Source organism: Streptomyces sp. NPDC034084, from assembly GCF_055575535.1.
Genome location: NZ_JBVISK010000005.1, coordinates 635,422 through 648,129, shown reverse-complemented (window position 1 = coordinate 648,129; position 12,708 = coordinate 635,422). Strand labels below are relative to the sequence as shown.

The following is a 12,708-nucleotide window of genomic DNA, read 5'->3' as shown; positions in this document are numbered from 1 at the left end:
GGGGACCTCCGAGGCCCGGGAGGCCGCTCAGTCCTTCGCGAGCCTGAACGATGCCGGGAGCACCTTCGCTCCCGGCATCGTGGCTTCCACGAGGTAGGTGCCGGGGCCGGCCTGGCCCGCCGGGGCGGTGGCGCACTGCGGGGCGCTGCGGCCGCGGTCCCACTCCACGGTGTGGGTGACGGTGGCGTGGGCGGGGACGCGCAGCAGGACCGGGTTGCCGGGGCGGGGGCAGTCGGCCGTGGACCAGACCTCGTCGTCCCGGGCGTCACTGATCGTCAGAACCGCGCTACGGGGCCCGAAGTCGGCCTTGCAGGTGGTGTTCGACGTGTTCTTGGCGACGAGGTGGAAGCGGGGCTTCTCCCCTGCCTCGTAGGTGACCTTGGTGGAGCGCAGCGTCAACTGGAGGGCTCCGGCGGGGCAGTTGGGGAGCGGGGAGTCGGCCGGGACCTGCTGGCCCGCGCCGGTGCTCGCGCCTCCGTCGCCGCCTGCGCCGTCGGTGTCGCCGTTCTTGCCGGTGCCCGCGGTGTCCGCCGCGCCCGTGGCGCCGGAATCCGTACCCGCGTCCGTGCCGGCGTCGGCGCCCGCGTCCGTACCGGAGTCTCCCGCACCGCCGTCGTCGCCCGCGGTGCCGCCGGAGTCGTCCGACTCGTCGCGTCCGCCGGGCTGTTGGCTGATCGCCGGGCCGGTGCCGGAGGGTCCGGGGGTGATCGAGGGCGGGGTCGGCGACGAGCCGTTGGAGGCGTCGTTCCCCTTCTTCCCGCCGCCGTCACCGGAGGTGACCGCCCAGACGGCGAGCAGCGCGAGGAGCGCCACCAGGCACGCCGCCACCGCCCTCCGTCGCCAGTAGATGGTGGAGGGAAGCGGCCCGACCGGATTGCGCAAAGATCCCACGACCCGAACCTTACGAGAGATCCGGCCCAACTCCCGCCCCACCCGCCGCCCAAGACCTCAAGTTTTGCCGATGATCACATCCATGGGTTCCGGGAACCCTCACGGAACCCGGCCGGAAACGTGCGGAACCGGTGTGAATCCCGGGCCCCCCACTTTCGTCAGGGGTCCCTCTGGCCGTCGGCCCGGGGCGGTGGACTCCGGATTCCGGTTAGCGTCATGCACCATGAACACCCTTCTCGACCTCTCCGACCGTCTGTATCTCGACGTCGCCGACTTCGCCCACTCCACGCCCCACTGGTTCCAGTGGCTCGCCGAGATGTGGACGGAGCTCGGGCTGCTGCTCTTCGGGGTGCTGTTCCTCGCCGGCTGGTGGCGCTCCCGGGAGGGGTCGAGCCGGGCGATGGCACTGGCGCTGCTCGCCCCGGTCGCCACCGCCTTCGGTTACGTGGCCAGCGAGGCACTGAAGTCCCTGATCGACGAGGAACGGCCGTGCCGCGCGGTCGCCGGCGCGCCCGTCTCGCTCGTCACCTGCCCGCCGCACGGCGACTGGTCCTTCCCCAGCAACCACTCGGCCATCGCGGGAGCCGCCGCGATCGCGCTCGCCCTGTCCTGGCGCGGGCTCGTGTGGCTGACCGTCCCGATGGCGCTGCTCATGGCCTTCTCCCGGGTCTTCGCCGGGGTCCACTACCCGCACGACGTGACCGCCGGCCTGCTGCTCGGCGCCCTGATCGCCTTCGTCGTGATGCGGGCGGCGGAGCGGCCCGTACGGTCGCTCGTGGAGACGGCCCGGTCGAGCCGGAGCTCGGCCGTGGCCTGGTGCGCGGGGCGCGGGCCGAGCGCGCACGCCTCCGCGCACGCTCCCGCGCCCTCCGAGCGGCGCTCCCGCGCGCGCCACGGCGCGTACTGATCGCGCCGGGGACGTGCCAGGATCGGGGGTGCCATGACTTCCATCGACACTCCCCCCGCTTCCGAGGCCCCCGCCACCCCGGTGCTCCCCGCCGAGCTGCACGGGCCCGTCCTCGCCTGGTTCGACCGGCACGCCCGTGACCTGCCCTGGCGCCGCCCCGAGGCCGGCGCCTGGGGCGTCATGGTCAGCGAGTTCATGCTCCAGCAGACCCCGGTGGTCCGGGTCCTGCCGGTGTACGAGCAGTGGCTGGCGCGCTGGCCGCGCCCGGCCGACCTGGCCGCCGAGGCCCCCGGCGAGGCGGTCCGCGCCTGGGGCCGGCTCGGTTACCCGCGCCGCGCGCTGCGGCTGCACGCGGCGGCCGTCGCCATAAAGGAACGGCACCACGGCGACGTACCCAGCGACCACGCGCAGCTGCTCGCGCTGCCCGGGATCGGCGAGTACACGGCGGCGGCGGTGGCCTCCTTCGCGTACGGACAGCGGCACGCGGTCCTGGACACCAACGTGCGCCGGGTCCTCGCGCGGGCGGCGACCGGCGTCCAGTACCCGCCGAACGCGACCACGGCCGCCGAGCGGCGGCTCGCCCGCGCGCTGCTGCCGGAGGACGAGACGACGGCGTCCCGCTGGGCGGCCGCCTCCATGGAGCTGGGCGCGCTGGTGTGCACGGCCAAGAACGAGGACTGCGGGCGCTGCCCGATCGCCGACCGGTGCGCCTGGCGGCTCGCGGGGAAGCCGGCGCACGACGGTCCGGCGCGACGGGGCCAGACGTACGCCGGGACCGACCGGCAGGTGCGGGGCCGGCTCCTCGCCGTGCTGCGGGAGTCGGCGGACCCCGTGCCGCAGGCGGCCCTGGACGCGGTCTGGGACGAGCCGGTGCAGCGGGCCAGGGCCCTGGACGGGCTGGTCGCGGACGGTCTGGTGGAGCCGCTGGACGGCGACCGGTACCGGCTCCCGCTGTCCTGAGGGCGTCGCCCTCGCACGGCATCCCACTGCTGACCGGCTCGCGCCATCCTGAGGCCCTCGCCCTCGCACCGGCCTCCCGCTGTCCTCCGACCGGCCCCCCGAAACCTCTTCCGCCCCCGCTGTTACACAACCGATGGGTAGCCGTGCGTCCACCGACGGCTGCCCCGCACAGCCCCGTGACAACCGCTCCGTAGCGTCGGCGACGACACGAGGTACGAAGCAGGTCACGGGGAGCGGAGGCGGTTCGGATGAGGCACGGCGAGGTGCTCGACTTCGAGGAGTACGTACGCACACGGCAGGACGCGCTGCTGCGCAGCGCCCGCCGTCTCGTCGCCGACCCCGTCGACGCCCAGGACCTCCTGCAGACCGCGCTCGCCCGGACGTACGGCCGCTGGGACGGCATCGCCGACAAGTCCCTCGCCGACGCCTACCTGCGCCGGGTCATGATCAACACCCGGACCGAGTGGTGGCGCTCCCGCAAGCTCGAAGAGGTGCCGACCGAGCAGCTGCCCGACGCGAGCGTCGATGACCCGACCGAGCAGCACGCCGACCGCGCCCTCCTCATGGACGTCCTGAAGGTGCTCGCACCGAAGCAGCGCAGCGTCGTCGTCCTGCGGCACTGGGAGCAGATGAGCACCGAGGAGACCGCGGCGGCGCTCGGCATGTCGACGGGTACGGTGAAGTCGACGCTCCACCGCGCGCTCGCCCGGCTCCGCCAGGAGCTGGAGAGCCGTGACCTCGACGCCCGCGCCCTGGGGCGGACCGGGGAGCGGGCGACCGTACGAGGTGACGAAGGGGGGCGGGAGCGGTGCGCGGCCTAGACGGCGAGCCCGACGGCAGACCACACGAAGAGCACCACGGTGTGAGCGACGACCGGGACGCGATCCGGCGCCGCCGCCGTACCGTCAAGGCGGCGAGCGTCACGGCGACGGCCGGGCTCGTCGCCGTCGGGCTGTCCCTGGCCGCCTGCTCCACCGGCGGTACCGGCTCCCGCGACGAGGGCGCCGCCCGCACGGACGAGATCGCCGCCGCCGCGCCCACCCCCTCCGCCTCCTCCACCGCCGGCCCGCAGTCGGCCGAGCGGGTGGATCCGGTCGCGCTCCTGAAGGCCGACCCGAAGATCGGCGAGCGGCTCAAGAGCGATCTGAAGCCCTGCGTCGCGGACGCGTACCCGGTGGACGCCTCCTACGGCAATCTGACGAACACCTCCGCCCCCGACGTCGTCGTCAACGTGATGACCTGCGGTGACGCCGTCGGCATCGGCACGTACGTCTACCGGAAGCAGAGCGACCGGTACGAGAACGTGTTCATGGCCGAGGACGCCGCCGTCTACGCCACGATCGACCGGGGCGATCTCGTCGTCACCAAGCAGGTGTACGCGAAGGGCGACCCGGTCGCGTACCCCTCGGGCGAGGACGTGATCACCTACCGCTGGTCGGGGAGCAGGTTCACCCAGCACGACTGGGTGCACAACGACTACAGCCGGGCCGTCGGCGACGACGGGGGCGACGGCGCGACGCCCGCGCCGAGCGAACCCCCCGCCGGCTGAGCCGTGGACCGAGAGAACGCACCGACCCCGAAGGGCACGCACGATGGCCGAAACCCATGTCCTGTTCGTCGAGGACGACGATGTCATCCGTGAGGCCACCCAGCTCGCCCTGGAGCGGGACGGCTTCCGGGTGACCGCCATGCCCGACGGGCTCTCCGGCCTGGACGCCTTCCGGGCGCAGCGGCCCGACATCGCCCTGCTCGACGTGATGCTGCCGGGGATGGACGGGGTCAGCCTCTGCCGCCGCATCCGGGACGAGTCGACCGTGCCCGTCATCATGCTCTCGGCGCGCGCCGACTCGATCGACGTCGTGCTCGGCCTGGAGGCCGGGGCCGACGACTACGTCACCAAGCCCTTCGACGGCTCGGTCCTGATGGCCCGCATCCGGGCCGTGCTGCGCCGCTTCGGGCACGCGGGCGGCGCCGGAGCGGGCGAGCGCGGCGACGAGCCGGCGGACGGCGGGCTGCTCGTCTTCGGCGACCTGGAGGTCGACACCGAGGGCATGGAGGTCCACAAGGGCGGGGTGCCGGTGGCGCTGACCCCGACCGAGATGCGGCTGCTCCTGGAGTTCTCGTCGGCGCCGGGCACCGTGCTGTCCCGGGACAAGCTCCTGGAGCGGGTCTGGGAGTACGGCTGGGGCGGGGACACCCGGGTCGTGGACGTCCATGTGCAGCGGCTGCGCGCCAAGATCGGCCAGGACCGGATCGAGACCGTGCGCGGTTTCGGTTACAAGCTCAAGAGCTAGCCCGGCATGATCCTCAAGACACCCACCGAGGTGGGCCGGTGAAGCTGCTCCCCCTGCGGACCGGGGTCCGCTGGAAGATCGCCGTCGCCATCGCGGCGGTCGGCGCCCTCATCGCGATCACCCTGAGCGTCGTCGTGCACAACGCCGCCCGCATCTCGATGCTCGACAACGCGCGCGAGGTGCAGATGGAGCGGCTGCTCTTCGCGCAGCGCATGTACGAGACGTCGAAGCCGAAGGAGCCCCGCTTCGGCACGAAGATCAACGATCCGGCGCTGCCGGCCCAGCTGGACCAGCTGATGCGGGACAAGCGGCGCGGGACGTATGTGCAGGAGCACCGGCACGGCGGGCCGCCGGACGTGTGGGCGGCCGTGCCGCTCGCCAACGGTGACGTCCTCTCGCTGCACATCCCGTTCGCCGACCGCAGCGCGACGATCATGAGCGATCTGGACCGGGCCCTCGTCATCGGCTCGGTGTCGGTGGTCTTCGGCGGCTGCGCGCTCGGCGTGCTCATTGGCGGGCAGCTCTCGCGGCGGCTGCGGAAGGCCGCCGTCGCGGCGGGCCGGGTGGCCCAGGGCAACACGGACGTCCGGGTGCGGGAGGCAGTCGGCGGGGTCGTACGGGACGAGACGGACGACCTGGCGTGGGCGGTGGACGCGCTGACCGATGCCCTGAACGAGCGGATCGAGGCCGAGCGGCGGGTCACCGCCGATATCGCGCACGAGCTGCGCACCCCCGTCACCGGGCTGCTCACGGCGGCCGAGCTGCTGCCGCCGGGGCGTCCGACCGAGCTCGTACGGGACCGGGCGCAGGCCATGCGGACGCTGGTCGAGGACGTCCTGGAGGTGGCCCGGCTCGACAGCGCGTCGGAGCGGGCGGAGCTCCAGGAGGTCGCGCTCGGCGAGTTCGTGGAGCGGCGGGTGCGGGCCCTGGACCCGGAGGTCGTCGTCCGGGTCGTGCACGAGTCCTGGGTGAACACCGATCCGCGCCGTCTGGAGCGGGTCCTCGGCAATCTGCTCGCCAACGCCGCCAAGCACGGCAGGCCGCCGGTCGAGGTCACCGTCGAGGGCCGGGTGGTGCGCGTCCGCGACCATGGTCCGGGGTTTCCCGAGGCGCTCCTCAAGGAGGGCCCGAGTCGTTTCCGCACGGGGACGAGCGACCGGGCGGGCCAGGGCCACGGCCTGGGTCTGACGATCGCGGCGGGCCAGGCCCGGGTGCTCGGCGCCCGGCTGACCTTCCGGAACGTGGCCGCGGAGGGGGCTCCGGGCGGGGTGGGCGGCGCGATCGCGGTGCTGTGGCTGCCGGACCACGCGCCGACGAACACGGGAAGCTTCCCGATGCTGCGGCTGCCGGAGTGAGCGCATGACGGTGGGGCCGGTCCTTTCCAGGACCGGCCCCACTGTCGTACCGGCGGTCAGACCGTCTCGGCGACCTTCGCGGTGTCGTCGGCGTCCGCCTGCGGGGCCGCGGCCGGTCCGGCGCCGCGGAGCGCCACCTCCTTGACGAAGAAGGCGAGGACGAAGCCGAGGACGGCGACGGCGGAGGCGACCAGGAAGGCGCCGTGGGTGCCGGAGGCGACCGCGTGCTGGTAGGCCTCGCGGAGCGCGGCCGGCAGCTTGGCGAGGCTCGCCGCGTCGAGCTGGGCGGTGCGCTCCGTGAGCCCGGCCCCGCCGCGGGAGGCCATCTCGTCCTGGACGCGGCTGGTGAAGAGCGCGCCCATGATCGCGACGCCGAAGGAGGAGCCGAGCGTCCGGAAGAGGGTGGTGGAGGACGAGGCGACGCCCATGTCCTTCATCTCCACGCTGTTCTGGGCGACCAGCATGGTGATCTGCATGAGGAAGCCCATGCCGGCGCCGAGGACGGCCATCCAGATCCCGGAGACGAGGCGCGAGGTGCCGGTGTCCATCGTGGAGAGCAGGAACAGGCCGGCCACCATGAGCGCGCCGCCCACGATCGGAAAGACCTTGTACTTGCCGGTGCTGGTCGTGAAGCGGCCGACGAGCAGCGAGACGACCATCATCGACAGCAGCATCGGCAGGAGCAGCAGGCCGGAGTTGGTGGCCGAGGCGCCCTGCACGGCCTGCTGGAAGATCGGCAGGTAGAGGACCGCGCCGAACATCACGAAGCCGGTGATGAAGCCGATCAGGGACATCAGGGTGAAGTTGCGGCTGCGGAAGATGTGCAGCGGCATGATCGGGTCGCTCGCCCGGGTCTCCACGAAGAGGAAGGCGGCGAGGGCGGCGGCGCCGCCGACCGCGAGGCCGACGATGGTGGCCGAACCCCAGGCGTACTCCGTGCCGCCCCAGGTGGTGACGAGGACGATCGCGGTGATGCCGGCGGTGAGCAGCGCGGCGCCGAGGAAGTCGATCCGGGTGCCCGTGGCGCGCTGCTTCTTCGGCAGGTGCAGGACGGTGGTGACCATGGCGAGGGCGACGGCGCCGAGCGGCAGGTTGATGTAGAAGGACCAGCGCCAGCCCCAGTGGTCGGTGATGGTGCCGCCGACGAGGGGGCCGCCGATCATGGCGAGGGCCATCACGCCGGCCATCATGCCCTGGTACTTGCCGCGCTCGCGGGGCGGGATGAGGTCGCCGATGATCGCCATGACGCCGACCATCAGGCCGCCGGCGCCGAGGCCCTGGATCGTGCGGAAGCCGATGAGCTGGCCCATGTCCTGGGCCATGCCGCTGAGTGCCGAGCCGATCAGGAAGATCACGATCGAGGTGAGGAAGACGCCCTTGCGGCCGAACATGTCGCCGACCTTGCCCCAGAGGGGGGTGGAGGCGGCGGTGGCCAGGGTGTAGGCGGTGACGACCCAGGAGAGGTGCTCCAGGCCGCCGAGCTCACCGACGATCGTCGGCATCGCCGTGCCGATGATCATGTTGTCCAGCATCGCGAGCAGCATCGCGATCATGAGGGCGAGGAGGACGACGCGTACGCTGCGCTGCCGCGGTTCCGCGGCCTTCCCCTCTGCTGCCTGAACGTTCTGTTTCGTCGCCATTCCGATCCCCGTCGCTTCCTTACTTGCCGCCCGGCTAGTTACTACACTGGGGACGGTAGACCCGTAACTTGCCGGTCGTCAAGTAAGTATCTGTGGAAGCGAGAGACCATGGCCCAGGCCCGAGGCAACACCCGTCAGCGCATCCAGGACGTGGCCCTCGACCTCTTCGCCGAGCAGGGCTACGAGAAGACCTCGCTGCGCGAGATCGCGGAACGCCTCGACGTCACCAAGGCCGCGCTCTACTACCACTTCAAGACCAAGGAAGACATCCTCATCGGGATCTTCGAGGACCTGACCCGGCCGATGGACGAGCTGATCGCCTGGGGCCGGGAGCAGCCCTCCACCGTGGAGACCAAGCGGGAGATCCTGCGGCGCTACCAGGTGGCGCTGCGGGCGGCGGCCCCGCTCTTCCGCTTCATGCAGGAGAACCAGGCCACGGTGCGCGAGCTCAGCGTGGGGCTCACCTTCAAGGAGCGCATGATCGAGCTGACCGGCCTGCTCCAGGATCCCGGCTTCGCGATGGTGGACCAGGTCCGCTGCGTCTCCGCGATCTTCACGCTGCACGCGGGCGCGTTCTTCATGCAGAACATCGAGGGCGACCCCGAGGAGAAGCACGCGGCCACCCTCGAGGTCGCCCTCGATCTGCTGAACCGGGCCCACGGGGCCCGCTGAGAAGCGTCAGACGCCGACGCCGTGCGACCGGAGGAAGGCCATCGGGTTGACGGCGGAGCCGTAGTTCGGGGTCGTACGGATCTCGAAGTGCAGGTGGGGGCCGGAGGAGTTGCCGGTGTTGCCCGAGAGGGCGATCTGCTGGCCGGCGCCGACCTTCTGGCCTATGTAGACCTTGATCTTCGACAGGTGGGCGTACTGCGAGTACGTGCCGTTGGCGTGCTTGACGACGATCGCGTTGCCGTACGCGGGGCCGTCGCCGCCGCCGTTCGGGCCGGCCTTCACGACGGTGCCCGAGGCCGCGGCCTTGACCGGGGTGCCGACCGGGACGGCGAAGTCCTGGCCGGAGTGCTTGTGGGCCCACATGGCGCCGCCCTGGTTGAAGCTGGCGCTGAGGGTGTACGAGGTGACCGGCTTGACCCAGGCCGGAGTCGCCTTCTTGACGGCCTTCACGGGGACGGCCTTCACGGCGGTGGTCTTCGCGGCGGCGGCCTTCGCGACGGCGGCCTTCACCTGGGCGGCGACGTGGGCCTGGGCGTCGGCCTGGGCGGCGACGGCGGCGGACGCGGTCAGCGCGACCGGGGCGGCGGCCTTGCCCTCGGCGGCGAAGGCGGACCCTGCTCCGGCCACCAGCGACGCTCCCAGACCCGCGGTGGCGAGAGCAACGGCGGTGATACGGGCGGCGGGGTTCATGACGCGCTTCGACATACGGGGGAAAACCTCCGGGAAGTACGGGACCCGACGCGGGACGTTGCTGCGCCGGGCTTGCTCATCCTTGGTAACCCGGACCCCCGACCCGGCCAAAACACCCCATCTACGACATAGCGTCGTAGCGATCTCCAGGAAAGTTCACCTCTTGACGACCCCGGTCAGGGGTCGCGAAAACGGACATACCGCCACAAGGGAATCGGTTTAAGCCCACGTCACGGCCGCCCGGAACCGCCCAAAAAGCGGCCCACGCCCGGTTCGGGACCCTCCGGGACCAAAGTCCCGACGGTTTGCACCGGAACGTCCCGAATCCACACCAAAGGTCGCCACTATTCCGGCTAGTACCCCTCAAAACGCCTGTGCGCCTTGTCACCAGCCGGCGCCCCCCGATGCGACCTGGGTCACGCGACCGAGCCGCCCGGAACGTCGTCCCGCACTACGCTGACCGCTTCGGGAATCCACAGGGGGACACACATGGAACCGGCACTCATCGGCACCCGCCTCGCCTCGGCCGCGATCGGCCCGCTGCTGAGGAAACTGCTGGTCAGCGATGGTCCGGGCGCCGGCCTCACCGGCTCGTCGGGTACCGTCCGGCTCTCCTCCCTGGTCTCCTTCCGCGGCGAGAAGCGCACCCTCGGCGAACGGGACGTCCGGAAACTGGCCACGACCCTGGTCGACCGGTCCCTCCGCGCGGACGGCGAGCGGCCCTTCCCCGCCGACGAGACCGAGGCCGTCACCGACACCCTCGCGAGGACCCTCCTCGCCCTCGGCGACCTCGACATGGACGACGTCCAGGCCGTCCGCCTCGGCCACCGCGAGCTCGCCCGCCGCCTCCGCGCGGCCGCCACGCCCCCCGACGGCCTCTCGGCGGACTCGGCCCTCTACCTGGAATCCCTGACGGAGTGGGCCTGCCTGCACATCCTGGAGTTCTTCACCCAGCGCTCCACGTTCGTGGCCCGCGGCCTGGTGGAACAGACCCGCGCCCAGGCCGAGCTCCTCACGAAGGTCGACGAGGTCATCCGGCGGACCCCACGGACGGACTCCCGGGACGCGGACTTCGAGGCCCGCTACCTCGCCCACCTCGCCAAGAAGCACGGCCGCCTCACGATCTACGGCATCGACCTGCACCACTCACCGGACCGGTGGCCGCTCGACCTCGCCTATCTGTCCCTGGAGGCGACGGGAGGGGACCCCGTTCCCGGCCTGCCCGACGAGGCGGTCCCGCACCAGCGGGAACAGGCCGTCCGCGCCGACCTCGCCCTCGCCCGGCACGACAAGGTCCTGCTGCGCGGCCTCGCCGGCTCCGGCAAGACGACCCTCGTCCAGTGGCTGACGGTCTCGGCCGCGACCGGGGCCCCCACGGGCGGCGCGGCACCCGGAGGTCCCGCGGACGGCATGGCGTACCTCCGGGGCCGCGTCCCCTTCGTCCTCCCCCTGCGCGCCCTGACGCGCCATGGTGAGCGGCTCCCCGCCCCCGACCTCTTCCTGGCCGCCGCCGGCTGCCCGCTCACCCCGCCCGAGGGCTGGACCGACCGGGTCCTCGCCGCCGGGCGGGGGCTGCTCCTCGTCGACGGCATCGACGAGATCCCCGAGACCGAGCGCGGCCGGGCCCGCGAGTGGCTCCGGACCCTCCTCGACTCGTACGAGGGCAACCGCTGGCTCGTCACCTCACGCCCCACCGCCGTGAGCGACGGCTGGCTGGCCGGCGACGGCTTCACGGAGCTGGCCCTCTCCCCCATGACCCGCGCCGAGGTCGCCACCTTCGTACGCCGCTGGCACCGGGCCGCCGGGCCGGAGGCGGAGCCGTACGAGCAACCCCTCCTCGACGCCCTGCGCACCGCCGAGCACGTCGCCCAGCTCGCCACCAACCCCCTGATGTGCGGGCTCATCTGCGCCCTCCACCGCGACCGGCGCGGCTTCCTGCCCCGGGGCCGCAAAGCCCTCTACGAGGCCGCCCTGTCGATGCTCCTCGTACGCCGCGACCGCGAGCGGGACATGGGAGCCCCGTCCGGCATCGCCCTCGACGAGGCGCCCCAGATCCAGTTGATCCAGCGCCTCGCGTACTGGTTGACGCTGAACGGCCGCACCCAGCTGGACCGGGCTCACGCGGAATCGCTCGTACGGGAGGCGGTCCCGGCGGTCCAGGAGGCCGCGCAGTATCCGCCGGAGAGGGTCTTCACCCACCTCCTCCACCGCAGCGGCCTCCTGCGCGAGCCGACGACCGACACGGTCGAGTTCGTCCACCGCACCTTCCAGGACCACCTCGCCGCGAAGGCCCTGGTGGACCGCTGGGACATCGGCGTCCTGGTCCGCCACGCGGCCGACGACCAGTGGGAGGACGTCATCCGCATGGCGGTGGGGCACGCACGGCCGCGCGAGTGCGCGGAGATCCTGCGCGAACTGTTGGCAGCGGCGGACTCCGCCGAGGAGCGCCGCATCCGCCTCCGCCTCCTCATGCTGGCGGCGACGGCCCTCGACCACGCCACGGAGGTGTCCCCCGAGGTACGGGAACGGGTCCTGGCCCGCGCGGCGGAGGTGATCCCGCCACGAACCCCTGACGAGGCCCGCGAGCTGGCGGCCGTGGGCCGACTGGCCCTCGACCTGCTGCCCGGCCCGGAGGGGCTGAGCGACGAGGAGGCCCGTCTGGTGGTGACGGCAGCGACCCATGTCACGCTCGACGCCGCGATCCCCTATCTCGCCCGGTTCGCGGACCACCCTGCGCTCGGGGTCAGGTCTCAGCTCATCTGGTCGTGGTTCCGCTTCGACACGGAGCGGTACGCGGAGGAGATCGTCGCGCGGCTCCGGCCCGACCGGCTGGACTACACCGTCGAGAACGAGGAGCATGTCGCCGCACTGGTACGGCTCGGTCTGCGGCCCGGTTCCCTGGACATCCGCGTACCGCTCGGTGTGACCGCTCTCGCGGCGCTACGGGAGCTGCTCCCGCACGTGCGGACGCTCAAACTGCCCCACGGCGTCGACGGCGGCTCGCTGATCCGCCGTCTGACCGACCTCCGTCTGCCACGGCTGACGGAACTCCACCTGTGGGCCGCCTCCGACCCACTGCCGTTCGAAACCATCTCCCAAGTGTTCCCGCACCTGCGAGAGCTTCACGTGTACGGCCCGGACCAGTACCTTCCCACCGCGGACGACACGGCGCCCCTCGAGGCTCTTCGAGAGTTGACCGCCGTCCACGCCTACCGCGTCACGCGCAGCGCGTTCGACCCCTTCACACCGTGACGAAGGGGCGGCCCCGGAACCATCAGGTTCCGGGGCCGCCCCTTATC

11 protein-coding genes are annotated in these 12,708 nt (G+C 72.3%); 8 read left to right on the top strand and 3 right to left on the bottom strand.

What is annotated here, in order from left to right; genetic code table 11:
* Positions 1 to 27: 27 nt before the first annotated feature.
* On the bottom strand, positions 28 to 891 hold the full coding sequence (locus tag ACZ51I_RS21545; protein WP_468878137.1) for a hypothetical protein: 864 nt from the start codon (positions 889 to 891) through the stop codon (positions 28 to 30).
* A gap of 223 nt (positions 892 to 1,114) precedes the next feature.
* On the opposite strand from ACZ51I_RS21545, the gene ACZ51I_RS21540 reads away from it, so the two are divergent.
* The 6 genes from ACZ51I_RS21540 to cseC all read left to right on the top strand — a co-directional run bounded on the left by ACZ51I_RS21540 (position 1,115) and on the right by cseC (position 6,407).
* A complete protein-coding gene (locus ACZ51I_RS21540; protein WP_468878134.1) occupies positions 1,115 to 1,798 on the top strand; it encodes a phosphatase PAP2 family protein in 684 nt (227 codons plus the stop codon).
* 33 nt (positions 1,799 to 1,831) lie between these two features.
* The gene (locus ACZ51I_RS21535; RefSeq protein WP_468878132.1) at positions 1,832 to 2,758 is read left to right on the top strand and encodes an HhH-GPD family protein; all 927 of its coding nucleotides are present in this window, start codon (positions 1,832 to 1,834) and stop codon (positions 2,756 to 2,758) included.
* A 248-nt stretch (positions 2,759 to 3,006) separates the two neighbouring features.
* Positions 3,007 to 3,579, top strand: a complete 573-nt coding sequence (locus ACZ51I_RS21530) for a SigE family RNA polymerase sigma factor (RefSeq protein ID WP_366036813.1) — start codon at positions 3,007 to 3,009, stop codon at positions 3,577 to 3,579.
* Positions 3,580 to 3,620: 41 nt separating this feature from the next.
* Entirely contained in the window at positions 3,621 to 4,307 is a 687-nt protein-coding gene (locus ACZ51I_RS21525) for a hypothetical protein (RefSeq protein ID WP_468878129.1), read from the top strand.
* Between the two features lie 43 nt (positions 4,308 to 4,350).
* Positions 4,351 to 5,052, top strand: coding sequence for a two-component system response regulator CseB (cseB, locus tag ACZ51I_RS21520; RefSeq protein WP_468878126.1), 702 nt, complete (start codon positions 4,351 to 4,353; stop codon positions 5,050 to 5,052).
* 38 nt (positions 5,053 to 5,090) lie between these two features.
* A complete protein-coding gene (cseC, locus tag ACZ51I_RS21515) occupies positions 5,091 to 6,407 on the top strand; it encodes a two-component system sensor histidine kinase CseC (RefSeq protein ID WP_468878123.1) in 1,317 nt (438 codons plus the stop codon).
* Positions 6,408 to 6,463: 56 nt separating this feature from the next.
* Here cseC and ACZ51I_RS21510 read toward each other — a convergent pair whose 3' ends face one another.
* Positions 6,464 to 8,047 carry an MDR family MFS transporter gene (locus ACZ51I_RS21510; RefSeq protein WP_468878120.1) on the bottom strand — a complete coding sequence of 528 codons (1,584 nt, stop codon included), beginning with the start codon at positions 8,045 to 8,047 and terminating at the stop codon, positions 6,464 to 6,466.
* Between the two features lie 108 nt (positions 8,048 to 8,155).
* On the opposite strand from ACZ51I_RS21510, the gene ACZ51I_RS21505 reads away from it, so the two are divergent.
* Complete coding sequence (locus tag ACZ51I_RS21505) at positions 8,156 to 8,719, top strand: TetR/AcrR family transcriptional regulator (protein ID WP_468878118.1); 564 nt, start codon at positions 8,156 to 8,158, stop codon at positions 8,717 to 8,719.
* A 6-nt stretch (positions 8,720 to 8,725) separates the two neighbouring features.
* Here ACZ51I_RS21505 and ACZ51I_RS21500 read toward each other — a convergent pair whose 3' ends face one another.
* Positions 8,726 to 9,424 (bottom strand): M23 family metallopeptidase, encoded by a 699-nt coding sequence (locus tag ACZ51I_RS21500; protein ID WP_468878116.1) that lies wholly within the window; start codon positions 9,422 to 9,424, stop codon positions 8,726 to 8,728.
* Positions 9,425 to 9,898: 474 nt separating this feature from the next.
* Here ACZ51I_RS21500 and ACZ51I_RS21495 point away from each other — a divergent pair, with 474 nt between their 5' ends.
* Positions 9,899 to 12,661: an NACHT domain-containing protein gene (locus ACZ51I_RS21495; protein WP_468878114.1), complete on the top strand. Its 2,763-nt coding sequence runs from the start codon at positions 9,899 to 9,901 to the stop codon at positions 12,659 to 12,661.
* Positions 12,662 to 12,708: the final 47 nt, after the last annotated feature.